The 24,139-nt window shown below is 63.6% G+C and carries 25 protein-coding genes and 1 other RNA gene; 17 read left to right on the forward strand and 9 right to left on the reverse strand.

Annotated features, from left to right (window positions below):
- Nucleotides 1–177 precede the first annotated feature (177 nt).
- The 7 genes from trxA (at nucleotide 178) to A0O30_RS16590 (ending at nucleotide 6,270) form a co-directional block, all read left to right on the forward strand.
- The gene (gene trxA, locus A0O30_RS16560; protein ID WP_016712622.1) at nucleotides 178–504 is read left to right on the forward strand and encodes a thioredoxin TrxA; all 327 of its coding nucleotides are present in this window, start codon (nucleotides 178–180) and stop codon (nucleotides 502–504) included.
- A 227-nt stretch (nucleotides 505–731) separates the two neighbouring features.
- Nucleotides 732–1,991 carry a transcription termination factor Rho gene (gene rho / locus A0O30_RS16565; protein WP_003253661.1) on the forward strand — a complete coding sequence of 420 codons (1,260 nt, stop codon included), beginning with the start codon at nucleotides 732–734 and terminating at the stop codon, nucleotides 1,989–1,991.
- 205 nt (nucleotides 1,992–2,196) lie between these two features.
- Nucleotides 2,197–2,517, forward strand: a complete 321-nt coding sequence (locus A0O30_RS16570; RefSeq protein ID WP_105947210.1) for a type II toxin-antitoxin system RelE/ParE family toxin — start codon at nucleotides 2,197–2,199, stop codon at nucleotides 2,515–2,517.
- Entirely contained in the window at nucleotides 2,514–2,828 is a 315-nt protein-coding gene (locus A0O30_RS16575; protein WP_105947211.1) for an addiction module antidote protein, read from the forward strand. The genes A0O30_RS16570 and A0O30_RS16575 overlap by 4 nt, the downstream gene beginning before the upstream one ends.
- A 110-nt stretch (nucleotides 2,829–2,938) precedes the next feature.
- A complete protein-coding gene (gene ubiD, locus A0O30_RS16580) occupies nucleotides 2,939–4,405 on the forward strand; it encodes a 4-hydroxy-3-polyprenylbenzoate decarboxylase (protein WP_016489755.1) in 1,467 nt (488 codons plus the stop codon).
- Nucleotides 4,405–5,373 (forward strand): CDP-6-deoxy-delta-3,4-glucoseen reductase, encoded by a 969-nt coding sequence (locus tag A0O30_RS16585; protein WP_060498152.1) that lies wholly within the window; start codon nucleotides 4,405–4,407, stop codon nucleotides 5,371–5,373. The genes ubiD and A0O30_RS16585 overlap by 1 nt, the downstream gene beginning before the upstream one ends.
- A 246-nt stretch (nucleotides 5,374–5,619) precedes the next feature.
- A complete protein-coding gene (locus tag A0O30_RS16590) occupies nucleotides 5,620–6,270 on the forward strand; it encodes a gamma-glutamylcyclotransferase (RefSeq protein ID WP_016712620.1) in 651 nt (216 codons plus the stop codon).
- A 52-nt stretch (nucleotides 6,271–6,322) separates the two neighbouring features.
- Here A0O30_RS16590 and A0O30_RS16595 read toward each other — a convergent pair whose 3' ends face one another.
- Entirely contained in the window at nucleotides 6,323–7,300 is a 978-nt protein-coding gene (locus A0O30_RS16595; protein WP_105947212.1) for an NADPH:quinone oxidoreductase family protein, read from the reverse strand.
- Between the two features lie 169 nt (nucleotides 7,301–7,469).
- Here A0O30_RS16595 and A0O30_RS16600 point away from each other — a divergent pair, with 169 nt between their 5' ends.
- Nucleotides 7,470–7,874 (forward strand): flagellar basal body-associated protein FliL, encoded by a 405-nt coding sequence (locus A0O30_RS16600; protein WP_016712618.1) that lies wholly within the window; start codon nucleotides 7,470–7,472, stop codon nucleotides 7,872–7,874.
- A 57-nt stretch (nucleotides 7,875–7,931) separates the two neighbouring features.
- On the opposite strand, the gene A0O30_RS16605 is transcribed toward A0O30_RS16600, so the two are convergent.
- The 4 genes from A0O30_RS16605 to A0O30_RS16620 form a co-directional block, all read right to left on the reverse strand.
- Nucleotides 7,932–9,044: an ABC transporter permease gene (locus tag A0O30_RS16605; protein ID WP_105947213.1), complete on the reverse strand. Its 1,113-nt coding sequence runs from the start codon at nucleotides 9,042–9,044 to the stop codon at nucleotides 7,932–7,934.
- 1 nt (nucleotide 9,045) lies between these two features.
- Nucleotides 9,046–11,766 (reverse strand): ribosome-associated ATPase/putative transporter RbbA, encoded by a 2,721-nt coding sequence (gene rbbA, locus A0O30_RS16610; RefSeq protein WP_105947214.1) that lies wholly within the window; start codon nucleotides 11,764–11,766, stop codon nucleotides 9,046–9,048.
- Nucleotides 11,763–12,722: an HlyD family secretion protein gene (locus A0O30_RS16615; protein WP_060498148.1), complete on the reverse strand. Its 960-nt coding sequence runs from the start codon at nucleotides 12,720–12,722 to the stop codon at nucleotides 11,763–11,765. The genes rbbA and A0O30_RS16615 overlap by 4 nt, the downstream gene beginning before the upstream one ends.
- A gap of 95 nt (nucleotides 12,723–12,817) precedes the next feature.
- Nucleotides 12,818–13,267 (reverse strand): EVE domain-containing protein, encoded by a 450-nt coding sequence (locus A0O30_RS16620; protein WP_025752145.1) that lies wholly within the window; start codon nucleotides 13,265–13,267, stop codon nucleotides 12,818–12,820.
- A gap of 179 nt (nucleotides 13,268–13,446) precedes the next feature.
- On the opposite strand from A0O30_RS16620, the gene A0O30_RS27865 reads away from it, so the two are divergent.
- The gene (locus tag A0O30_RS27865) at nucleotides 13,447–13,602 is read left to right on the forward strand and encodes a hypothetical protein (RefSeq protein WP_164525190.1); all 156 of its coding nucleotides are present in this window, start codon (nucleotides 13,447–13,449) and stop codon (nucleotides 13,600–13,602) included.
- An 18-nt stretch (nucleotides 13,603–13,620) separates the two neighbouring features.
- On the opposite strand, the gene A0O30_RS16625 is transcribed toward A0O30_RS27865, so the two are convergent.
- From A0O30_RS16625 to A0O30_RS16640, 4 genes are all read right to left on the reverse strand, one after another.
- Nucleotides 13,621–14,229, reverse strand: coding sequence for a 5-formyltetrahydrofolate cyclo-ligase (locus tag A0O30_RS16625; RefSeq protein ID WP_016712613.1), 609 nt, complete (start codon nucleotides 14,227–14,229; stop codon nucleotides 13,621–13,623).
- 81 nt (nucleotides 14,230–14,310) lie between these two features.
- A non-coding RNA gene (ssrS, locus tag A0O30_RS16630) (6S RNA) lies at nucleotides 14,311–14,490 on the reverse strand.
- Nucleotides 14,491–14,507: 17 nt separating this feature from the next.
- Complete coding sequence (locus A0O30_RS16635) at nucleotides 14,508–14,828, reverse strand: cell division protein ZapA (protein WP_019098106.1); 321 nt, start codon at nucleotides 14,826–14,828, stop codon at nucleotides 14,508–14,510.
- A complete protein-coding gene (locus A0O30_RS16640; protein ID WP_029886233.1) occupies nucleotides 14,825–15,007 on the reverse strand; it encodes a TIGR02449 family protein in 183 nt (60 codons plus the stop codon). Before A0O30_RS16640 ends, A0O30_RS16635 begins: the two co-directional genes overlap by 4 nt.
- A gap of 181 nt (nucleotides 15,008–15,188) precedes the next feature.
- On the opposite strand from A0O30_RS16640, the gene A0O30_RS16645 reads away from it, so the two are divergent.
- The 8 genes from A0O30_RS16645 to gcvT all read left to right on the forward strand — a co-directional run bounded on the left by A0O30_RS16645 (nucleotide 15,189) and on the right by gcvT (nucleotide 24,113).
- Entirely contained in the window at nucleotides 15,189–15,743 is a 555-nt protein-coding gene (locus tag A0O30_RS16645; protein WP_060498147.1) for a YecA family protein, read from the forward strand.
- Between the two features lie 22 nt (nucleotides 15,744–15,765).
- Nucleotides 15,766–17,100, forward strand: coding sequence for a Xaa-Pro aminopeptidase (gene pepP / locus A0O30_RS16650; RefSeq protein WP_105947215.1), 1,335 nt, complete (start codon nucleotides 15,766–15,768; stop codon nucleotides 17,098–17,100).
- Complete coding sequence (gene ubiH, locus A0O30_RS16655) at nucleotides 17,097–18,296, forward strand: 2-octaprenyl-6-methoxyphenyl hydroxylase (protein ID WP_105947216.1); 1,200 nt, start codon at nucleotides 17,097–17,099, stop codon at nucleotides 18,294–18,296. The genes pepP and ubiH overlap by 4 nt, the downstream gene beginning before the upstream one ends.
- Nucleotides 18,293–18,775, forward strand: a complete 483-nt coding sequence (locus A0O30_RS16660; RefSeq protein ID WP_060498144.1) for a DUF4442 domain-containing protein — start codon at nucleotides 18,293–18,295, stop codon at nucleotides 18,773–18,775. The genes ubiH and A0O30_RS16660 overlap by 4 nt, the downstream gene beginning before the upstream one ends.
- Before the next feature lie 9 nt (nucleotides 18,776–18,784).
- The gene (locus A0O30_RS16665) at nucleotides 18,785–20,002 is read left to right on the forward strand and encodes a 2-octaprenyl-3-methyl-6-methoxy-1,4-benzoquinol hydroxylase (RefSeq protein WP_177410284.1); all 1,218 of its coding nucleotides are present in this window, start codon (nucleotides 18,785–18,787) and stop codon (nucleotides 20,000–20,002) included.
- 118 nt (nucleotides 20,003–20,120) lie between these two features.
- Nucleotides 20,121–21,122, forward strand: a complete 1,002-nt coding sequence (locus A0O30_RS16670) for an extracellular solute-binding protein (RefSeq protein WP_016712606.1) — start codon at nucleotides 20,121–20,123, stop codon at nucleotides 21,120–21,122.
- A 162-nt stretch (nucleotides 21,123–21,284) separates the two neighbouring features.
- The gene (locus tag A0O30_RS16675) at nucleotides 21,285–22,907 is read left to right on the forward strand and encodes an iron ABC transporter permease (RefSeq protein WP_105947261.1); all 1,623 of its coding nucleotides are present in this window, start codon (nucleotides 21,285–21,287) and stop codon (nucleotides 22,905–22,907) included.
- A 123-nt stretch (nucleotides 22,908–23,030) separates the two neighbouring features.
- Nucleotides 23,031–24,113, forward strand: coding sequence for a glycine cleavage system aminomethyltransferase GcvT (gene gcvT / locus A0O30_RS16680; protein WP_105947218.1), 1,083 nt, complete (start codon nucleotides 23,031–23,033; stop codon nucleotides 24,111–24,113).
- Nucleotides 24,114–24,139 lie beyond the last annotated feature (26 nt).

Raw genomic sequence — 24,139 nt, forward strand, 5'->3', positions numbered from 1 at the left:
GTGCTGGCCTTGATGCAAGGCAATGTGCCATTCGATTCTATGACGGCTGTATGACAGTTTCGATTCGCGGCGTCTTGCACAACTATAGTTACACTCAATCGTCCGCAGCTTCCTGTAGACGGCAGGGGCGGCTATGATGGGCAACGTTTTTTATTGCTTACGACCTTGGAGATTTCCATGAGCGACAAAATCAAACACGTCACCGACGCCAGCTTCGACGCCGACGTACTGCAGGCTCAAGGCCCGGTGCTGGTCGACTACTGGGCTGAATGGTGCGGCCCATGCAAGATGATCGCTCCGGTTCTGGACGACATCGCTGCCACCTACGAGGGCAAACTGACCGTCGCCAAGCTGAACATCGACGAGAACCAGGAAACCCCGGCCAAGCACGGCGTGCGTGGTATCCCGACGCTGATGCTGTTCAAGAACGGCAACGTCGAAGCCACCAAGGTTGGCGCTCTGTCCAAATCGCAGCTGGCCGCGTTCCTCGACGCTCACCTGTGATGTGAAAAGGCCCCGCAAATGCGGGGCTTTTCTTTTTCAGAGCACTAGACGCAGAAAAAAGCAAGTGTTACATTCGGCCTCGCACTGCTTTTCCAGTGCCCTCTACACGCCGTCGCCGAAGCATCCCTAATTCGAATCAGTACGCGATCCTGTCGCCATCTAGCGGCGCGGCCTCATTAAGCCAGAAGCTTAATTCTCCCTTCTTACATGATTACGTCACTCCCCTTATGAACCTGACTGAACTCAAGCAAAAGCCGATTACCGATCTTTTGGAAATGGCCGAACAGATGGGCATCGAAAACATGGCCCGTTCGCGCAAACAGGACGTGATTTTCGCCCTGCTGAAGAAGCACGCGAAAAGCGGCGAAGAGATCTCGGGTGACGGCGTGCTGGAGATTCTCCAGGATGGTTTCGGTTTCCTGCGTTCGGCTGATGCGTCCTACCTGGCCGGCCCAGACGATATCTACGTCTCGCCCAGCCAGATCCGCCGTTTCAACCTGCGTACCGGCGACACCATCGTCGGCAAGATCCGCCCACCGAAGGAAGGGGAGCGTTACTTCGCCCTGCTGAAGGTCGACACCATCAACTTCGACCGCCCGGAAAACGCGAAGAACAAGATCCTGTTCGAAAACCTGACGCCGCTGTTCCCGAACAAGCGCCTGAAGATGGAGGCCGGTAACGGCTCCACCGAGGACTTGACCGGTCGCGTCATCGACCTGTGCGCCCCGATCGGCAAAGGCCAGCGTGGCCTGATCGTTGCTCCGCCAAAAGCGGGCAAGACGATCATGCTGCAGAACATCGCGGCGAACATCACCCGTAACAACCCCGAGTGCCACCTGATCGTCCTGCTGATCGACGAGCGCCCGGAAGAAGTGACCGAAATGCAGCGCACCGTGCGCGGCGAAGTGGTTGCCTCCACGTTCGACGAGCCGCCAACCCGCCACGTGCAGGTTGCCGAAATGGTGATCGAAAAGGCCAAGCGCCTGGTCGAACACAAGAAGGACGTGGTCATCCTGCTGGACTCCATCACCCGTCTGGCGCGGGCCTACAACACCGTGATCCCGAGCTCCGGCAAGGTGCTGACCGGTGGTGTCGACGCCCACGCCCTGGAGAAGCCGAAGCGCTTCTTTGGTGCTGCGCGTAACATCGAGGAAGGCGGCTCGCTGACCATCATCGCCACCGCGCTGGTCGAAACCGGCTCGAAGATGGACGAAGTGATCTACGAAGAGTTCAAGGGCACCGGCAACATGGAGCTGCCACTGGACCGCCGCATCGCCGAGAAGCGTGTGTTCCCGGCCATCAACATCAACCGTTCCGGTACCCGCCGCGAAGAGCTGCTGACCGCCGACGACGAACTGCAGCGTATGTGGATCCTGCGCAAGCTGCTGCACCCAATGGACGAAATCGCCGCCATCGAGTTCCTGGTCGACAAGCTCAAGCAGACCAAGACCAACGACGAGTTCTTCTTGTCGATGAAGCGCAAGTAAGCTTCGTCTGAGCACACAAAAAGCCGGGGAAACCCGGCTTTTTGCTGTTTGTCACAAAAGTCCGTTCGCCAGAATCCTGAATGCAGGCCACCCTGCTGCCTGCGGGCTGCCTTGTCCTTCCCTCAATCTCCCGCCCAAAACCAGCGTGCTTAGCAAGCTGGCCAAAATATCGACACGGAATTGTCTCTTTTAAGGTACATTATGGATGTACGCAGTTCATCACGTTCTATCCACCAATGGCCTGGATATCTACCAGGCATGGTTGGACACCATTCGCGACACAAGGGTGAAAGCGCGAATCACTACGAGGGTCGACCGGGCAGCGCAGGGCCACTTTGGCGTGACCGAGCCAGTGGGTGATGGCGTGTTCGAGATGAAACTGGATTTCGGGCCAGGCTATCGCATCTATTACGCCACCATTGGGCGTAGGATAATTTTCCTGCTCGGGGGAGGGTCGAAAGACCGGCAGCAGGCTGATATTGAACAAGCCAGATCTCTTTGGCGCAGGCACAAGGTAACGCTATGACCGGCACACGTTCTCATGAAGAGAGTGTTCTCGAAATGCTCCGCAACGACGAGTCCTTTGCCATCGATTATGTCGCCGTGGCGCTTGAGGAAATCGATGAGCCTGGCGGGGCTGCAGGATTTCTGACAGCAGTCCGGCGCGTGGCTGAAGCGCGCGGCGGTATGGGTAACCTTTCTCAGGCTACCGGTCTTGCGCGCCCCAACCTCTATCGGGCGTTGGCAGTGGACGGCGACCCAAAGTTGTCGACCGTGCTGAAGGTGCTGCAAGCACTTGGCATTGGGCTGTCGAAGGTGGTCTCGCACAATCGATGAGGCGTAAGTAAGCTGCCTGATCCTGCCCCAATGCATTTTGCCCCCAAACCAAGCCCGAACGGCGCTACACTCTGCACCCCCGACCGATACGGCCAACACGAGGCTCATGCATGCAGTATCGCGACTTGCGCGACTTCATCCGTGGCCTGGAGCAGCGCGGCGAACTCAAGCGCATCCAGGTTCCGATTTCCCCCGTCCTGGAAATGACCGAGGTCTGCGACCGCACCTTACGTGCCAAGGGCCCGGCGTTGCTGTTCGAAAAGCCCACCGGCTTCGACATCCCGGTACTCGGTAACCTGTTCGGTACGCCAGAGCGCGTGGCCATGGGCATGGGCGCCGAATCGGTCGACGAACTGCGCGAGATCGGCAAGTTGCTGGCGTTCCTCAAGGAGCCCGAGCCGCCGAAGGGCCTGAAGGATGCCTGGTCCAAGCTGCCGATCTTCAAGAAGGTCGTGTCGATGGCGCCGAAGGTGGTCAAGGACGCGGTGTGCCAGGAAGTGGTGGTCGAGGGTGACGATGTCGACCTCGGTGCACTGCCGATCCAGCACTGCTGGCCCGGCGATGTGGCGCCGCTGATCACCTGGGGCCTTACGGTTACCCGTGGCCCGAACAAGGACCGCCAGAACCTGGGCATCTACCGCCAGCAGGTCATCGGCCGCAACAAGGTCATCATGCGCTGGCTCAGCCACCGTGGTGGCGCCCTCGACTACCGCGAGTGGTGCGAGAAAAACCCCGGCCAGCCGTTCCCGGTTGCCGTGGCGCTGGGCGCTGACCCGGCGACCATCCTTGGTGCCGTGACCCCGGTGCCGGACACCCTCTCCGAGTACGCCTTCGCTGGCCTGCTGCGCGGTAACCGCACCGAGCTGGTCAAGTGCCGTGGCAGCAACCTGCAGGTGCCGGCCACCGCCGAAATCATCCTGGAAGGTGTGATTCACCCGGGCGAAATGGCCCCGGAAGGCCCGTACGGCGACCACACCGGCTACTACAACGAAGTGGACAGCTTCCCGGTGTTCACCGTCGAGCGCATCACTCACCGGCAAAAGCCGATCTACCACAGCACCTACACCGGCCGGCCGCCAGATGAGCCGGCAATCCTCGGTGTGGCGTTGAACGAAGTGTTCGTGCCGATCCTGCAGAAGCAGTTCCCGGAAATTACCGACTTCTACCTGCCGCCGGAAGGCTGCTCGTACCGTATGGCGGTGGTGACCATGAAGAAGCAGTACCCGGGCCACGCCAAGCGCGTGATGCTGGGTGTGTGGTCGTTCCTGCGACAGTTCATGTACACCAAGTTCGTTATTGTGACCGATGACGATATCAACGCCCGTGACTGGAACGATGTGATCTGGGCCATTACCACGCGCATGGACCCCAAGCGTGATACGGTGATGATCGACAACACGCCGATCGACTACCTGGACTTCGCGTCGCCGGTATCGGGGCTGGGGTCGAAGATGGGCCTGGACGCCACGCACAAGTGGCCGGGCGAGACTACACGCGAATGGGGACGTGTCATCGTCAAGGACGAAGCCGTCACCCGCCGTATCGATGAGCTGTGGGATCAGTTGGGAATAGATTGATGCAGGTAACGTTGCAGCCGTCCGGGGCGGTGCTGGCGCTCGAACCCGGGGAACGGATCCTGGATGGAGCGCGGCGGTTGGGCTATGACTGCCCGAACAGCTGCCGCAATGGCAATTGCCATGTTTGCGCCGCGTTGTTGGTCGAAGGCCGGGTACGCCAGGATGGCGAAGTCCGCGACCATGGCGAGTTGTTCACCTGCATTGCCGAACCGCTGGAGGACTGTGTGTTGCTCTGGGACGGTGTGCTCGCCCTGGGCGAGCTGCCAGTGCGCAAGCTGGCGTGCAGCGTCAGCGAGTGCGTCGACGTCGGTGGCGACGTGTGGCGGGTGCGTTTGCGCGCGCCAGCTGGCAAGCCGCCGCGTTACCACGCCGGGCAATACCTGATGATCGAGCGCGAGGGCGGCAAGCAGGCGGCCTTCTCGCTGGCCTCCGCGCCCCACGGCGGTCGTGAGCTGGAGCTGCATGTGCTGGCGCGTGAGCCCAGTGCGCTGCAACTGATCGAGCAACTCAAGCGTGACGGTTTGGCGCGCATCGAAATGCCATTCGGCGACACTCATCTGGCCGAGCTGCCGGATGGGCCGCTGGTGCTGATCGCCGCGGGTACCGGCATGGGCCAGATGCACAGCCTGGTCGAGCATTGCCGGGCCAAGGGCTTCAAGCACCCGGTGCACCTGTACTGGGGCGTGCGCAGGCCCGAAGACTTCTACCAGATCGAGCACTGGGATGAATGGCAGCGCCTGCCCAACCTGTTCCTGCATCAGGTTGTCAGCGACCTGTGCGGCTGGGAAGGCCGTTGCGGCATGTTGCACGAAGCGGTTTGCGAGGACATTGCCGACCTCAACACCGTACATGTGTATGCCAGTGGTTCACCAAACATGATCTACGCCACCCTCGACGCCCTGGTCGAAGCCGGCATGGATGCACACCGCATGCGTGCGGATGTGTTTGCCTACGCACCGCGCGGTTAATAACCGAAGTTTGAAAGTGTGGGTATAAGGCGGTAATTGTTACCGCCTTGGCTAATAACTTTCACAGCTGTTGAAACAGTACTTCCCAGTCGTCGGAACCGTGCATGAAACACTGACGCGAGGGCTTGAGTATTCCTGCCGTTCTGGCCTATGGTTACTGCAAGCGCCCTTGGTATAGAGGCCTTGGGCCGCAGCGTAATCGAATCTCGCTACATCCGTAGTTCACAGGGATAATGGCGGCAGCTTATGTCGGCACTTGAAAGTATGTCCTGGGAAGTTTCATATCCTCCGGCACTCGACTTCGGTCAGCAACATACTCACGACCAGTTGTTCAACTCGATGAAGACGACCATGTCGCGCCATCAGGGTGGGCCGGTGTGGTTGTTTGCCTATGGTTCGTTGATCTGGCGGCCGGAGTGCAATTCGGTAGAACGCCAGCGCGCGCGGGTACATGGCTATCACCGGGGCTTGTACCTGTGGTCGCACGAACACCGCGGTACCCCGGAAACGCCCGGGCTGGTGTTTGGCCTGGACCGTGGCGGTTCCTGCAGCGGCTTTGCCTACCGGCTGGATGAAAGCAACCTGGATGACTCGCTGATGGCCCTGTGGCAGCGCGAGATGCCGTACCCGGCATACCGACCGCACTGGCTCACCTGCCGGCTGGGCGATGGTAGCAAGGTGCAGGCTTTAGGCTTTGTGCTGGAGCGGCATTTGCCGTGCTATGCGGGGAACTTGCCAGATACCTTGCTCAGCCAGATTCTGGCCAGTGCCAAGGGGCGTTATGGCACCACGCGGGACTACGTGGAACAGACGTTGAATGCCTTGCGCAGCCACCAGATGCCCGATCGCAACCTGGAGGCGCGGTTCCGGCGCTGCCATAACCTGCGGGAAGTGTGAAAACCTGTGCCGGCCTCTTCGCGGGCAAGCCCGCGAAAGGGCCGGAACTATCTTACTTGGCCAACACCACCAACTTACCCACAGCCTGCCGCTGCCCCAACTTCTCGATGGCAGCTCCAGCCTCAGCCAGTGGATAAATCTGCGACACCAGCGGTTTCAACTTGCCTTCGGCATGCCATGCAAACAGCTGCTTGAAGTTGGCCGCGTTATCTTCCGGCTGGCGCTGTGCAAACGCCCCCCAGAACACCCCAAGCACTGCCGCGCCCTTGAGCAATACCAAGTTGGCCGCCAACTGCGGGATGGTCCCGCTGGCAAAGCCCACCACCAGCAGTCGGCCATTCCAGGCCAGCCCGCGCACCGCCTGCTCGAACAACTCGCCACCGACCGGGTCGTAGATGACATCCACACCCTGGCCGCCGGTCAGGCGCTTGATCTCGTCGCGCAGGCTGGCCTGGCTATAGTCGATCAGCTCATCCGCCCCGGCCGCCTTGGCCACGGCCAGTTTCTCGGCACTGCTGGCCGCCGCGATCACCCGTGCACCCATGGCCTTGCCGATTTCCACTGCCGCCAGCCCAACACCGCCGGAAGCGCCCAACACCAGCAGGGTTTCACCTGCTTGCAGTTGGCCACGCTGGCGCAGGGCGTGCATCGAGGTGCCGTAGGTCATGCCGAATGCCGCAGCGGTAGTGAAATCCATGCTCGCCGGGATCGGCAGTACGTTGTAGAACGGCACCGCCACCTGCTCGGCAAACGCGCCCCAGCCGGTCAGCGCCATGACCCGGTCACCCACCTTGAACGCTCCGGCCTTTTCCCCGACCGCAGCCACCACGCCCGCCGCTTCGCCACCCGGCGAGAATGGCAGCGGCGGCTGGAACTGGTACTTGCCTTCGATGATCAGGGTGTCGGGGAAGTTGACCCCGGCGGCCTGCACATCCAGCAGGATCTCGTTCTTCTTCGGCAGCGGGCTGGCCACGTCTTCCAGCACCAGGTTGCGCGCCGGGCCCAGGGTTTTGCACAACACAGCTTTCATCGGGGCTATTCCTTTGCGGGTAGTGGCCGATAAGTGTAGGAGGGCCACCTGCCGGGTCAACGAGCATGGCCCGCCCTGATGTGCAGGCATAAGTGCCGGCACAAGCCCGGGCTTGGGTTTGAGCGGTGTGCTGGGTAAGCTGGCGCCAACTGTATTGAGGAGCGAATTCGTGAAAGCGTGGATCTTGATGGTATTGGCGCTGCTGCTGCCGGCTGCGGCCATGGCCGAAGAAGCCAAGGAAGGGGCGCCCAAGGTCGCCTACATCAGCCTGAGCCCGCCCTTTGTCGGCAACTATGCCCTCGACGGCGGCCCACGGCTGCGTGTGTACAAGGCCGATGTGGCCCTGCGCGTGACAGGCGATGAAGCCGCCAAGGCGGTGCAGCACCATGAACCGCTGATCCGCAACCAGCTGGTGGCACTGTTCACCCAGCAGACGGTGGACAGCATGAGCAACGTCGAGGCCAAGGAACACCTGCGCCAGGAGGCGCTGAAGCAGGTACAGCAGGTGCTGGAAGCGGAAGAGGGCAAGCCGATCGTAGAAGACTTGCTGTTCAACAACCTGATCGTGCAGTAATCAATTGTGGGAGCGGGCGTGTCCGCTCCCACAGATGCCTCCACGGTGCCTGCGTTATCAGGACGCCAGGCTCCGACGAAACCGCGCCAGCGCCACGCTGAAGAACACCAGGCCGATCAGGCCCAGCGCCAGGATATCCGGCCAAACCACCGCCCACCCTGCATCCCGGAACAGGATCGCAGCCCCCAGGCTGACGAAGTGCGTCGACGGCGAGCCCTGCATCACCCACTGCAACCACTGCGGCATGCTGTCCAGCGGTGTGCTGCCGCCTGACAGCAACAGCATCGGGATGATCACCGGGATCGCCAGCAGGCCGAACTGCGGTGTCGAGCGCGCCAGGGTGGCGAGGAAGATACCCAGCGCGGTACTGGCGAACAGGTACAGCGCCGTCACGCCCAGGAACAGCCCCATCGAGCCGGACAACGGCACGCCCAGCGCGCCTTTCACCACCACCACCAGCGAAATCCACGTGCAGATCACCACCACCAGCGCGTTGCTGCCAATCTTCGCCAGCATGATTTCCAGTGCCGTCAGCGGCAGCACCAGCAGGTGGTCGAGGGTGCCGTGCTCACGCTCACGCAGCAGCGCGGTGCCGGTGAGGATGATCGCCAGAATGGTGATGTTGTTGACGATCTGGATCACCGCCAGGAACCAACCACCCTCCAGGTTGGGGTTGAACAGCGCTTTGGGGTTGATCAGCACTGGGCTTTGCACATTGCCGCGTTGGCTGTAGTCGAGCAGTTCACGCTCGAAGATGCGGCCGATATAGCCAGCGCCCATGAACGCCTGGCTCATGGCCGTGGCATCGACATTGATCTGCAATTCCGGCGAGCGCCCGGCCAACAGGTCGCTCTGGAAATTCACCGGCACATTGATCACGAAGGTGTACTGGCCACTGTCCATGGCCTGGTCCAGGTGCTCCGGTGCCAGCGGCACGGCGGGCTGGAACTCGGGCGGTTGCAGGGCTTCGCTGAGCTTGCGTGAGAGCAGGCTGTGGTCTTCGTCCACCACCGCGACGCTGGCGTTGTGCACGCCGATCACCGAGCCGGCTGCCGGCATGTAGATCGCCACGCTGAAGGCATACAGCAGGAACAGCAGCAGGACGCTGTCGTGGCGCAGGCTGGTCAGTTCTTTCAGGCCCAGGCGCAGGGTGTGGTTCAGGCGCGACATGTCAGGCCTCCTGCTTCTTCAGCATGGCCAGGCTCAGGCCGGTGAACGCGGCAAAGAAGCCCAGCAGGATCAGGCACTGCGGCCACAGTTCGCGCAGGCCCAGTGCCTTGGTGAAGGTGCCGACCGCGATATCGAGGAAATAGCCCGCCGGGAACAGCTGGCCCATCACCGCCGCTGCGCCGTCCAGCGACGAGCGTGGCACGATCAGCCCGGAAAACTGGATGGTTGGCAGGCTGGTGATGATCATGGTGCCCAGGATGGCCGCGATCTGGGTGCGGGTGAACGCCGAGATCAGCAGGCCCAGGCTGGTGGTGGCCAGCAGGTAGGCCACACCCCCGCAGGCCAGCGCCAGCACACTGCCCTTGAGCGGCACGGCGAACAGCCAGCGGTTCATCGCCACCAGCAGCGCCAGGTTGACCAGGCTTACGGCCAGGTAGGGCATCTGCTTGCCCAGCAGGAACTCCAGGCGCGTGAGGGGGGTGGCATAGAAGTTGGTGATGGAGCCCAGCTCTTTCTCGCGGACGATGCCCAACGCAGTGAGCATGGCCGGGATGAAGGCCAGGATCAGTGCCATCACGCCTGGGCCGATGGCATTCACGCTGACCACGTCCTGGTTGTAGCGAAAACGCGTTTCCAGGCGCACCAGCTCCTGCCGCGCCTGCGGCTGTGGGCTGGCCCTTGCCAATTGCTCCAGGTTGGCCTGGTGCACGGCTTCCACGTAGTTGCGGCTGGTTTCCGCCCGGAACGGCATGCCGCCGTCGAGCCAGGCGGCCACCACCGGCTGGCGCCCGGCATACAGGTCACGCCCAAAACCGGGAGGAATCTCCAGCGCCAGTTTGATTTCCGAGCGTTGCAGGCGCTGGTGCATTTCGCGGCTGTCGCGGATCGGCGCCTGCTCGGCGAAATACCGTGAGCCACGGAAGGCCTCAAGGTACGCCCGGCTTTGCGGGCTCTGGTCCTGGTCGTGCACAGCAAAGGCAAGGTTTTCCACATCCAGCGAAATGCCGTAGCCGAAGATCACCATCATGAACAGCGCACCCAGCAGGGCGAAGGCCAGGCGTACCTTGTCGCGCAGCAGCTCCTTGCCCTCGCGGCTGGCCACCGCCAGCAGGCGGCGCAGGCTGAAGCCCTGGCGCAGCGGCGGCGCGGCCGTGGCGGCCTGCTCCAGCACAGCGTTGTCCGTGGCTTGTGGTGCCAGCTCCTGGGCTTGCTCCAGGCAGCGCACGAATGCGTCTTCCAGGGTGTCGCCGTGGTACTGGCGCTGCAAGGCATCCGGTGTGTCGCAGGCCAGTACCCGCCCGGCATGCATCAGCGAGATGCGGTCGCAGCGCTGGGCTTCGTTCATGAAGTGAGTGGAAAGGAAAATGGTCACGCCCTGCTCGCGGGACAGCTCTACCAGCAGGCGCCAGAAGTCGTCGCGGGCGGCCGGGTCGACGCCAGAGGTCGGCTCGTCGAGGATCAACACTTCCGGGCGGTGCAGCACCGCCACCGCCAACGACAGGCGCTGACGCAGGCCAAGGGGCAGGGCGCCGGACGGTTGGTCGGCGATAGCGGCAAGGTCGAAGCGCTCTATCAATTCGTCGATGCGCTGGGCGCTTTCGGCTTTGGGCAGGTCGAACAGGCGGGCATGCAAGGCCAGGTTTTGCCGGGTGCTGAGCTCGCCATACAGCGAGAAGCTCTGCGACATGAAACCGACCCGCTTGCGCGTGGCCAGGTCGCTGGCGTCCACCGGGCGCCCCAGCAGGCTGGCGCTGCCCTCGCTGGCCGGCATCAGGCCGGTCAGCACTTTCATGGTGGTGGTCTTGCCGCAGCCGTTGGAGCCGAGAAAGCCGAAGATCTCCCCACGGCCGATGGCGAAGCTGACCTTGTTCACGGCTGTGAAGTCGCCAAAACGCAGGGTCAGGTCGTGGGCCTCGATGGCGATCTGGCCGTCCTTGGCCTCACGCGGCGGGATGGTCAGGGGTTGATGCTGCGCCTTGCCTGCGCCCTGGTAGTGGGTGAAGGCATCGTCCAGCTTGCCACTGGGAGTGGCGGCGGCCAGCTCATGGCTGGGGCCTGCGGCCAGTAGGCGGCCGCCATCGAGCATCAGGCAATGTTCGAATTGTTCGGCCTCTTCCATGTAGGCGGTGGCCACCAACAGTGTCAGTTGGGGGCGTTGTGCGCGCACCTGTTCGACCAGCTCCCAGAAGCGCCGCCGCGACAACGGGTCGACGCCAGTGGTCGGCTCGTCGAGGATCAGCAGGTCCGGTTCGTGGATCAACGCGCAGCACAGGCCCAGCTTCTGCTTCATGCCGCCTGACAGCTTGCCGGCCGGCCGCTCGGCAAAGCGCTGCAGGTCGGTGGCTTGCAGCAGGTTGGCCATACGCTGCTCGCACTCGCGCCGACCCAGCCCGAACAGGGTGGCGAAAAAGCGGATGTTCTCGCTGATCGACAGTTCCGGGTACAGGTTGTTGCCAAGCCCCTGCGGCATGAACGCCACTTTCGGGTACAGCGCTGCCCGATGACGGCGCTGGCGGATCGAGCCGCCCAGCACCTGCAACTCGCCCTGTTGCAGGCGCTTCACGCCGGCGATCAGCCCAAGCAGGGTCGATTTGCCCGCGCCATCAGGGCCGATCAGTGCGCAGCGGGTACCGGCAGGCAGGCTGAAACCCAGTGTATGCAGGGCCGTCAGGTCGCCATAGCGGTGGCTGATACTCTCGGCCAGCAGTGCCGGGGCGTTCATTGCAGGTTGGCCGGCCAGTCCACCTCAGCCGTGCGCACGTAGCCGGCGCCAGGCATGCCCGGTTTGGCCTGCGGCACGGTGCCCGGATCGGTCAGGCGCAGTTTTACCCGGAACACCAGCTTCTGCCGCTCGTCGCGGGTTTCCACCTGTTTGGGGGTGAACTGGGCCTTGGCCGCAACGAACGCCACTTTCGCCGGCAGGGCGCGTTCGGGCAGGGCGTCGAGCACGATCCGCGCCTGGTCGCCTACCGTCAGCCGGCCGCTGGTGGAAGCCGGGAGGTACAGGTTCATGTACTGGTCGCTGGGGTCGATCAGCATCAGCACGCGGCCGCCAGCACCCAGCACTTCACCGGGCTCGGCCAGGCGCAACTGGATAATGCCGTCGATGGGCGCACGCAGGCTGCTGTCGTCGATTTCACTGGTGAGCTGGGCCACCTGGGCTTCGGCGGCGCCGATGGCGGCCTTGATTGCTGCCAGCTGGGCGCGGGCCGCGACCACGGCCGAGTTGGCCGTGTCGAAGCGCGCCTGCTGTTGGTCGAGCAATTGCTGGCTGGCGTACTTGCGCTGGAAAATTTCGCGCACGCGCTTGAGTTCCTGGCTGGCCAGCAGCAATTCGCTCTGGCGCAACTGTACGGACGCCTGGGCCGCTGCGTAGTTTTCCCGGGCGCGCAGCACTTCGGCTTCTGCCTGGGTGCGCTGGGCTTCCATGGTGCGGGTGTCGATACGTGCCAGCAACTGGCCGCGGGTGACCTTGTCGCCTTCGTCGACCAGCACTTCGGCCAGGCGACCGGGGATTTTGCTGGCGATCTGCACTTCGGTGGCCTCCAGGCGGCCATTTCCCATGCTCAGGCCTTCGGGCAACTGGTCGTGGAGCGATTTCCAGTACCCCAGCCCACCGGCTGTTGCCAGCAGGGCGATCAGTGCGGTGGCGAAGATTCTGGGGGCGTATCGGTTCATCGTTCTGCATCCTTGCGGTCATGCACACCACATCATGGCGCGCGGCCCGGTATGGCGTGTTGATATCGGTCAAACCCTTGACCTTAGCTGCACATTCAACGCAACGCGACAATCACCGCCCATTGTTCGGGTGTTACCGGCATCACCGACAGGCGGCTGCCTTTTTGCACCAGCGGCAACTCGGCCAGGCCGGCTTGTTGTTTCAGCCAGCCCAGCTCCAGCACCCGAGGCAGGGTTTGCACATGGGCCACATCCACCGCGCTCCACGGGTTTTTCTCGGGCGTGGCCTTGGCATCGTAATAGTGGCTTTGCGGGTCCAGTGCGGTCGGGTCGGGGTAGGCCGCGCGGGTGATCCTGGCAATACCGGCGATGCCCGGTTGCGGGCAGCTGGAGTGGTAGAAGAAAAATTCGTCACCCACGCTCATGGCCCGCAGGAAATTACGCGCCTGATAATTGCGCACGCCGTCCCAGCGCGCTTCGCCCAAGCGGCCGAGGGCTTCGATGGAGAGCTCGTCGGGCTCGGATTTCATCAGCCAATAGGCCATGGATGTTGCTCCTGAAAAGGTTTGAAATAACCTGTTGCACGAAACCGACAGCCGGTTGGCGTCAAGGTTTGCGTGCAGACGCAGGTTGTCGGAAAATGCGCCCCGTTTAAAGCGCTATGCGCTGGCGATTCCCAGAAAATCGCCGCGCACTGAACAGTTTGCCTGGGGGGCAATCTTCGATGAATCAACGTAAAAAGCCGGATCTGCTGTGGATCCTGGTGTTCATTTTTGGCCTGGGTGTGGTCACTACCGGTTATGCGCAAGGGTTCTGGGAGCGCAAGCTGGACAACGCCTACCAGATGCCGGTCGACGCCAGCCAGCCACAACAACGTTGATGCCCTCGCTGGCGCCGCTCAACGCGGCGCCAGGTACCAGCCACGGTCCGAGACCGTCCCCTGCAGCGGTACATCCCAACTGGCCTGCGCCAGCCGCTCGACCTTCTGGCATTCATGCGCCAGCCCCAGCAGCAAAGGCTTCTTCCAGGTTTTGCGACGCCCCTGGTAGGCCAGGCTGCGATCATAAAAGCCGCCGCCCATGCCCAGGCGCCCGCCCACTTCATCGAAACCGACCAGCGGCAGCAGGATCAGGTCCAGCGCCCAGATCGGCCGTTGGCGCTTGCGGTCGGTGACCGGTTCGGGAATACGGAAACGGTTGGGCTTGAGCTTTTCGCCCTGCTCGAAACGCTGGAACACCATGCGCGTACGTGGCCAGGCGTGCAGCACCGGCAGGTAGGTGCGCTTGCCGCGGCGCTGAGCTTCGCGCAGCAGCAGGCCGGGGTCGATTTCGCCGTCGTTGGGCAAATACAAGGCAATGTGCCGGGCGCGGCGGAACAGCGGGTGTTGCGCCAGTTGGCGGTACAGGCCGAGGGTGGCCTGGCGTTGCTGGGCAGGGGTAAGGGCGCGGCGGGCGTTGCGAAGCAGGCGACGGAGCTGGGGGCGGGTGAGCGGCGCGGTGTCGGTCATGGCACAGGCGATCCCAGAAGTGATGGCCGACATTGTCGGCCAAAACGAATTGCCCGCCAGAAGGGGCGGGCAAGAAAATTCAGGCTCCCCGATAAGACCGCTATCGGTGTAGCCCTTGAACCCGAAAGTTCAAGGTGGAGATTGCAGGGGGCGTTAAGGCTTTCCGTCGGGCGGACATGCACACCGGCCCCAGCGTGCAACCCCCGTGGTTGTGCGTATCGGCTCAGGGACATAACCGACTGGCGCATCCCCCAGGGAGTGGCGCCAGTATACCAATGTCAGCCGATTTTGGTACCCGTGTCGTCGGACAGCGCCTGATCGACCCGCTCCAGCAGGTCGCGCACCTGTTCACGGGTGGTGCCGCCGGCCGGCGCTTCATTGCGGTCTTCCTGGCGGTGCAGCATCTCGTGGGTAATGTTCAAGGCCGCCATCACCGCGATACGGTCGGCGCCAATCACCTTGCCGCTGCTGCGGATCTCGCGCATTTTGCCGTCCAGGTAGCGGGCGGCGCTGACCAGGTTGTTGCGCTCTTCCGGCGGGCAGATGATCGAGTATTCCTTGTCGAGGATCTGCACGGTGACGCTATTGCTTGAACTCATGAGTCTTGCTCCAGAGCCTTGAGGCGTAAAATCATCGACTCGACTTTGCGCTTGGCGATCTCGTTCTTTTCGATGAGGTGGGCGCGCTCTTCGCGCCAGGATTTTTCCTGCGCTACTAGGAGTGCATTTTGCCGTTTTAGTTGCTCGACGCGTTCGATCAGCAACTCGAATCGGCTCATCAGTGCCTGCAGGTCGTTCTCTTGCGTGGGTTGCACTCGATTCGCTCCGTCGTTGAGTCACCTGGCGATGATGCCTCTCCCTGGGCGGCGACGGCCAGTGCCGATGGTCTTGGCGCGCCTGCCGGTGCTAGGATACAAGGTCTCCATTCTAGTCATTGCGCCGTCTGGCGCCTAGCTGCCCATGCCCAATACCCAATCGCCCTACATCGCCTTCGCCATGCTGCTTTCGAGCAATGGCCACCCTGTTACCCCAGCCGAGCTGCACGGCCTGCTGATCGGCCGCAGCTGCGCCGGTGCCGGCTTTGACGCCGACAGCTGGCTGGCCGATGCCGCCCAGCTGCTGGAAACCGAGCCCGGTGATACCGTGCGCAACGCCCTGGTCGGCCTGCAGGAAATGGTCAAGGGCGAGCTCACCAGCGACGACATGGCCATCGTCCTGCTGTTGCCTTCCGACGACGCCGCACTGAGCGACCGCGCTACCGCGTTGGGCCAGTGGTGCCAGGGCTTCATTACAGGTTTTGGCCTGAATGCCGGTGGCAAGGACCTGTCCGACGAGGCCAAGGAAGTGCTGCAGGACCTGGTGGCCATTTCCCAGGTGCAGGAAGCGCTCGAAGAGTCCGAAGACGGCGAGAGCGACTACATGGAAGTCATGGAATACCTGCGCGTGGCACCGCTGTTGCTGTTCTCCGAGCTGGCCAAGCCGGCCGCACCCGCGCCCAAGCCATCGCTGCACTGATCAACCGGGGGGTAGTCTGCCCATGAGCCACATTCCCAAGGCCGAGTATGCCCGTCGGCGCAAGGCGCTGATGGCGCAGATGGTCCCCAACAGCATCGCCATCCTGCCCGCCGCCGCCGTTGCCATCCGCAACCGCGACGTCGAGCACGTGTACCGCCAGGACAGCGATTTCCAGTACCTCAGCGGCTTCCCGGAGCCGGAGGCAGTGATTGCGTTGATCCCCGGGCGTGAGCACGGCGAGTACGTGCTGTTTTGCCGTGAACGCAACCCCGAGCGCGAGCTGTGGGACGGCCTGCGGGCCGGCCAGGAAGGCGCCGTGCGCGATTTTGGCGCCGACGATGCCTTCCCCATCACCGACATCGACGAGATTCTGCCGGGCCTGATCGAAGGCCGCGAGCGGGTGTACAGCGCCATGGGCAGCAATGCCGAGTTCGACCGCCGGCTGATGGACTGGATCAACGTGATCCGCTCCAAGGCCCGCCTGGGCGCGCAGCCGCCGAACGAGTTCGTTGCGCTGGATCATCTGCTGCACGACATGCGCCTGTATAAATCGGCGGCGGAAGTAAAGGTGATGCGCGCAGCGGCAGACATTTCGGCACGGGCTCATGTGCGGGCCATGCAGGCCTGCCGGGCCGGGCTGCACGAATACAGCCTGGAAGCCGAGCTGGACTACGAATTCCGCAAGGGCGGGGCGAAGATGCCGGCCTACGGCTCGATCGTCGCGGCCGGGCGCAACGGCTGCATCCTGCACTATCAGCAGAACGACGCCCCGCTCAAGGATGGCGACCTGGTGCTGATCGACGCCGGCTGCGAAATCGACTGCTACGCCAGTGACATCACGCGCACCTTCCCGGTTAGCGGGCGTTTTTCGCCTGAGCAGAAGGCCATCTACGAGCTGGTGCTCAAGGCACAGGCGGCGGCCTTTGCCGAAATTGCCCCCGGCAAACACTGGAACCACGCGCACGAGGCGACCGTGCGGGTGATTACCGAAGGCCTGGTGGAGCTGGGCCTGCTCACCGGTGAGGTGCAGGCGCTGATCGACAGTGAGGCCTACCGCGCCTTCTACATGCACCGTGCCGGGCATTGGCTGGGCATGGATGTGCACGATGTGGGCGAGTACAAGGTGGGCGGCGAGTGGCGGGTGCTGGAGCCCGGCATGGCGCTGACCGTCGAGCCAGGCATCTACATTGGCGCCGACAATCAGGCCGTGGCCAAAAAATGGCGCGGCATTGGTGTAAGGATCGAGGACGACGTGGTGGTGACCAGGCAAGGTTGTGAAATCCTGACTTCGGGCGTGCCGCGCACGGTTGCCGAGATCGAGGCGCTGATGCAGGCCGCCCGCAAGGACGCGGCATGAACCGGGTAAACCTGGCGATCATCGGTGGTGGGCTGGTTGGTGCAAGCCTGGCCCTGGCCCTGCAAGCCGGGGCCAAGGCGCGTGGCTGGAAGATCCTGCTGATCGAACCGTTCGCCCCCGGCGACAGCTTCCAGCCCAGCTACGATGCGCGGTCTTCGGCGTTGTCGTTCGGCACCCAGCAGATCTACCAGCAGCTGGGCCTGTGGCAGGCCATCGGCCACCGTGCAGAGCCGATCCGTCAGATTCACGTGTCCGACCGTGGCCGCTTTGGCGCCACTCGCCTGGATGCCCTGGAAGAAGGCGTACCAGCGTTGGGCTACGTGGTGGAAAACGCCTGGCTGGGCCAATGCCTGTGGCAGGGGCTGGACAGTGAGGTGGTGAGCTGGCGCTGCCCGGCGGAAGTCACCTCCATGCAGGCGATCGAGGGCGGTTACCGCCTGCGCTTGAATGACGATACCCAGCTTGCATGCGACCTGGCGGTACTGGCCGACGGCGGCCGTTCCGGCCTGCGCGAGCAGCTGGGTATTCACGTGCGCCACACGCCTTACCAGCAGAGCGCCCTGATCGCCAACATCACCCCGGGTGAAGCCCACGGCGGCCAGGCGTTCGAGCGTTTCACCGAAGAAGGCCCCATGGCCCTGCTGCCGCTGCCGGAAAACCGCTGCGCGCTGGTGTGGACACGCCAAGGCATGGATGCACGGCGCCTGGCCGACATCGACGAGCGCAGTTTCCTGCGTGAGCTGCAGGGCGTGTTTGGCTATCGCCTGGGCGCGTTGCGCCAGGTTGGCGCACGGCACCTGTACCCGCTGTCACTGATCGAAGCCCAAGAGCAGGTGCGGCCGCACCTGGTGGTGCTGGGTAACGCCGCGCACAGCCTGCACCCCATTGCCGGCCAGGGTTTCAATCTGTCGCTGCGCGATGTGCAGTCGCTGGCCGACGCGCTGCTGGCCGGGCCGCAGCAGCCTGGCGACCTGACCACGCTGCAGGCCTATCACCAGCGTCAGCGCCTGGACCAGGCCATGACCATCGGCTTTTCCGACCAAGTCACGCGCCTGTTCGGCAGCAACCAGCCGTTGCTCGCCGCCGGGCGTAACCTCGGCCTTCTCGGGCTCGACCTGCTGCCGCCGGCCAAAAGCTGGTTCGCCCGCCAGGCCATGGGCCTGGGTACCCGCCCCGATCCGCGGGGCCAGGCATGAGCAACCCTCGTAAACTGGCGCGCCGGGCGCGCATGCTGCGCTGGCTGCTGAACCTCTATCCACCTTACCTGGGCGCCGGGATCCGTGTGCAGCACATCAGCCCGGACATGCGCAGCGTCAAGGTGGCGATGAAGCTGACCCGCTGGAACCGCAACTATGTCGGTACCCAGTTCGGCGGCAGCCTGTATTCGATGGTCGACCCGTTCTACATGTTGCTGCTGATTGAGCAGTTGGGCCGCGATTACATCGTCTGGGACAAGGCCGCCAGCATTGATTTCATCTCGCCGGGCAAAGGCCCGGTGTATGCCGAATTCCACGTCGATGACGCGCTGCTGGACGACATTCGCCAGCAGACCGCCACCGGCAAGAAGTGCCTGCCGCGTTTGCAGGTCGATATCCGCGATGGTGCCGGCGAACTGGTCGCGCGGGTCGATAAAACCCTATACGTGCGGCTCAAGCCGCAAGCGAGGCTGGCGTAAGGCATGGAAATGCGCGCAGATCTGTTGATTGTCGGTGCCGGTATGGTCGGCAGCGCCCTGGCCCTGGCATTGCGCCACAGTGGCCTGCAAATCCTCTTGCTCGATGGCGGGCCGCTCACGGTCAAGCCATTCGATGCCCAAGCCCCGTTCGAGCCGCGTGTCAGTGCGCTTTCGGCGGCCAGCCAGCGCATCCTGGAACGCCTTGGCGCCTGGGACGGCATTGCCCAACGGCGTGCCACACCGTATTCCGACATGCATGTGTGGGACGGCAGTGGCACCGGGCAGATTCATTTCTCGGCCGCCAGTGTGCATGCACAGGTGCTCGGCCATATCGTCGAGAACCGGGTGGTGCAGGACGGCCTGCTGGAGCGCCTGCACGACAGTGACATAGGCCTGTTGCCTAACGCCCGGCTGGAGCAGCTGCGTCGTTCCGGCGATGAGTGGCTGCTGACCCTGGCTGACGGCCGCCAGCTGCGTGCGCCGCTGGTGATCGCGGCCGACGGCGCCAATTCGGCCGTGCGACGCCTGGCCGGCTGCGAAACCCGCGAGTGGGATTACCTCCACCATGCCATCGTGACCAGCGTGCGTTGCAGCGCCGGGCATCAGGCTACGGCCTGGCAGCGCTTTACCGATGAGGGGCCATTGGCCTTCCTGCCGTTGAGCCGCGACGGCCAGCAGGACTGGTGCTCGATTGTGTGGTCGACCACGCCGGAGCATGCCGAGCAGTTGATGGCGCTGGATGAATTGGCCTTCTTGCAGGCCCTTGAGCGGGCGTTCGAGGGGCGGCTGGGTGATGTGTTGCAGGCCGACCCACGGGTGTGCGTGCCGCTGCGTCAGCGCCATGCCAAGCGCTATGTGGATGAGGGCCTGGCGTTGATCGGCGATGCCGCGCACACCATTCACCCGCTGGCCGGGCAGGGTGTGAACCTGGGCTTCCTGGATGCTGCGGTGCTGGCCGAGGTGCTGGTCAATGCCTGCGAGCGTGGTGAACGGCTGGCAGATGTGAAGGTGTTGAGCCGTTACGAGCGGCGGCGCATGCCGCACAACCTGGCGTTGATGGCGGCCATGGAAGGTTTTGAGCGGTTGTTCCAGGCTGATCCGCTGCCGTTGCGCTGGTTGCGTAACAGTGGGTTGAAACTGGTGGAGAAGATGCCGGAGGCCAAGGCGGTGTTTGTGCGCCAGGCGTTGGGTTTGAGTGGGGACCTGCCGGATTTGGCCAAGGCTTGAGATTGTCGGGGCCGGAAAGCGGCCCCCTCTGCAACATCCGGTAACGGCTAGGTAGATGAGCCAGAAAATGGGATTCACTACCATTTGCACCTCTCAAACGATCCGAGGAGTGCTTCACATGTTGCCACGCAAGCCCCTACTGGCCGCTCTGGCCCTGACCCTGTTCGGCGGCACCGCCCAAGCGGCGGACGAAGTGGTGGTGTACTCCTCGCGCATCGACGAGCTGATCAAGCCGGTGTTCGATGCCTATACCGCCAAGACCGGGGTCAAGATCAAGTTCATCACCGACAAGGAAGCCCCGCTGATGCAGCGCATCAAGGCCGAGGGCGACAACGGCGTGGCCGACCTGTTGCTGACCGTCGACGCCGGCAACCTGTGGCAGGCCGAGCAGATGGGCATTCTGCAGCCGATCAAGTCCGACATCATCGACCAGAACATCCCGTCGCAGTACCGCGCCTCGTCCCATGACTGGACCGGCCTGAGCCTGCGCGCGCGCACCATCATCTACTCCACCGAGCGGGTCAAACCCGAAGAGCTGAGCACCTACGAAGCCCTGGCCGACAAACAGTGGGAAGGCCGCCTGTGCCTGCGCACGGCGAAGAAGGTGTACAACCAGTCGCTCACCGCCACCCTGATCGAAACCCATGGCGAGGCCAAGACCGAGCAAATCGTCAAAGGCTGGGTCAACAACCTGTCCACCGACGTGTTCTCCGACGATAACGCGGTGATCCAGGCCATCGAGGCCGGCCAGTGCGACGTGGGCGTGGTCAACACCTACTACTACGGCCGCCTGCACAAGCAGAACCCGAAGCTGCCGGTGAAGATCTTCTGGCCCAACCAGGGCGACCGTGGCGTGCATGTGAACCTGTCGGGTATCGGCCTGACCAAGCACGCACCGCACCCGGAAGCCGCGAAAAAGCTGGTGGAATGGATGACCGGCGAAGAAGCGCAGAAACTGTTCGCCGACATCAATCAGGAATTCCCGGCCAACCCGAAGGTGAAGCCATCGGAGGAAGTGGCCGCCTGGGGCAGCTTCAAGGCCGATACCATTCCGGTGGAAATTGCCGGCAAGCGCCAGGCTGAAGCCATTCGCCTGATGGACCGGGCTGGCTACAACTAAGCGCCAGGCCTTATCCTTTCGGGGCCCGCAAGGGCCCTTTCGCGGGCAAGCCCGCTCCCACAGGAACTGCACAGAGTCCAAACCTTGTGCGGTCCCTGTGGGAGCGGGCTTGCCCGCGAACGACCGCAAAGCGGTCGCAAATCAGCCACAGAGACATTGAACTTGCCCCACACCCCCCAACGCCGCTGGTACCTCCCGGTCTCCCTGATCGCCGCCCTGGTGCTGTTGCCCCTGAGCGTCCTGCTACTGTCCTGGCAGTCGATCGATACGCAGATCTGGTCGCACCTGCTCGACACCCAGATGACCCGCCTGCTCAGCAATACCCTTACGTTGGTGGTGGGTGTCGGTATCGGCGTCACCGTGCTGGGCGTCAGCCTCGCCTGGCTCACCAGCCTCTGCGAGTTCCCCGGCCGGCGCTGGCTGGACTGGGCGTTGATGCTGCCATTCGCCATCCCTGCCTATGTGCTGGCGTTCGTCTTCGTCGGCCTGCTGGATTTCGCCGGCCCGGTGCAAAGCGCCTTGCGCGAGGTATTCGGGCCCATGCGCCTGCCACGGGTGCGCTCCACTGGCGGGGTGATCATCGTCCTGGTGCTGGTGTTCTACCCCTATGTCTACCTGCTGGCGCGGACAGCCTTCCTGGCCCAGGGCAAGGGCCTGATGGAAGCGGCACGGGTATTGGGGCTGTCACCGGTGCAAGCGTTCTGGCGCGTGGCCCTGCCCATGGCGCGGCCAGCCATCGGTGCCGGCATCGCCCTGGCCCTGATGGAAACGTTGGCCGACTTCGGCGCGGTGGCGGTGTTCAACTTCGACACCTTCACCACCGCTATCTACAAGACCTGGTACGGCTTCTTCAGCCTGTCCAGTGCTGCCCAGTTGGCCAGCCTGCTGTTGCTGGCCGTTATGTTGGTGCTGTACGGCGAGCGGCGTGCCCGGGGGGCCAGCCGCAGCGGCAACGAACGGCCACGGGGGCAGGCGTTGTACCACCTGCGCGGGGTCAAGGCACTGTTGGCCAGCGGCTGGTGCCTGCTGGTGTTCGCCTGCGCCTTCGTCATCCCGCTGCTGCAGCTGCTGGCGTGGTTCTGGCAACGTGGCCGACACGACCTGGACGAGCGTTATGTCGGCCTGGTGCTGCACACCCTGTACCTGGGTGGCATGGCGGCGCTGGTCACGGTGTGCGTGGCGCTAGTGCTGGCCTTTGCCCGGCGCCAGGCGCCGACCGGTGGCATTCGCGCCGGGGTAGGCCTGGCTAACCTGGGCTATGCCTTGCCGGGCTCGGTGCTGGCGGTGTCGATCATGTTGGCCTTCAGCTACCTCGATAACCACCTGGTGATCCCGCTGTCCAGCTGGTTGGGCGGGGCCGGCAAGCCGCTGTTGCTGGGCAGCCTCTCGGCGCTGCTGCTGGCCTACCTGGTGCGTTTCATCGCAGTGGCCTACGGGCCGCTGGAGAGCAGCCTGGAGCGCATACGCCCGTCGCTGCCCGAGGCGTCCCGCAGCCTGGGCGTCGGTGGCGCGAGATTGTTTTTCAAGGTGTATCTACCGTTGCTGGTACCGGGCGCGCTCAGTGCTGCGCTGTTGGTGTTCGTCGATGTGCTCAAGGAAATGCCGGCCACCTTGCTGATGCGACCGTTCGGCTGGGACACCCTTGCCGTTCGGGTGTTCGAGATGACCAGCGAGGGCGAGTGGGCGCGTGCCTCGCTGCCAGCATTGACGCTGGTGCTGGTGGGCCTGCTGCCGGTCATCGGCCTGATCCGCCGTTCGGCGCGTCGACCCGGTCACAGTCACTGAGGGTGCCAGCTTGCGACCTTGCGGCTACAATGCGCGGCATTCGCGCGGCGGGTCCTTACAACAAGAGCTGACGACCAACGTCATCGACCGCCGCCGCTTCGCCACGCCCGGAAGGAGAAACCCATGGGACAGCGCACGCTTTTGTATGACCTGCACCTGGCGCTAGGCGCCAAAACGGTCGATTTCGGTGGCTGGGACATGCCCCTGCACTATGGCTCGCAGGTCGAGGAGCACCACCAGGTGCGCAGTGACTGCGGCGTTTTCGATGTTTCCCACATGACCGTGATCGACGTCGATGGCACCGATGCCTGCGTTTGGCTGCAGCGTTTGCTGGCCAACGACGTGGCCCGCCTCGACGACGTCGGCAAGGCACTGTACAGCCCGCTGCTCCACGAGCAGGGTGGGGTAATCGACGACTTGCTCGTCTACCGCATGGAAAACGGCTACCGCCTGGTCACCAATGCCGCCACCCGAGCCAAAGTGCTCGACTGGCTAGAGCAGCAGCGGGCCGGTTTCGCCGTGAACTTCCAGCCCCGTCCCGACCTTGCCATCCTCGCCATCCAGGGGCCGCATGCCCGCGAAAAGGTCGCCGCTTTGCTCAGCCCTGCACGCGCGGCCCTTATTCGTGAACTGCGCCCGTTTGAAGGCGTTGCCGAAGGCGACTGGTTCATTGCCCGCACCGGCTATACCGGTGAAGACGGCCTGGAGATCATCTTCCCGGGTGAGCAGGCCGTGGCTTTCTTCAACGACCTGGTCGGCGCCGGCATCGCGCCCAGCGGCCTTGGCGCCCGCGATACCCTGCGCCTGGAGGCCGGCATGAACCTGTACGGCCAGGATATCGATGAAACCCACACCCCGCTGACCTCCAACCTGGGCTGGAGCATCGCCTGGGAGCCGGCCGAGCGCGACTTCATCGGCCGCACCGGTCTCCTGGCGGAAATCGAGCACGGCGTGCAGGAAAAACTGGTCGGCCTGGTGCTGGAAGAGCGTGGCGTGCTGCGTGCCCACCAGGTGGTGCGTGTATCAGGCATTGGCGAAGGGGAGATCACCAGTGGTAGTTTCTCGCCTACGCTGAGCAAGTCCATTGCTCTGGCGCGCGTACCCATGGCCACCGGCGACCGGGCCGAGGTGGAAATTCGCGGCAAGTGGTACCCGGTGCGGGTCGTCAAACCGACCTTTGTGCGCCACGGCAAGATCCTGATCTGAACCATTTTTAACCGGCGGGCGTACCG

Source organism: Pseudomonas sp. LLC-1 (genome assembly GCF_002992185.1).
In the GTDB taxonomy this organism is placed as follows: domain Bacteria; phylum Pseudomonadota; class Gammaproteobacteria; order Pseudomonadales; family Pseudomonadaceae; genus Aquipseudomonas; species Aquipseudomonas monteilii.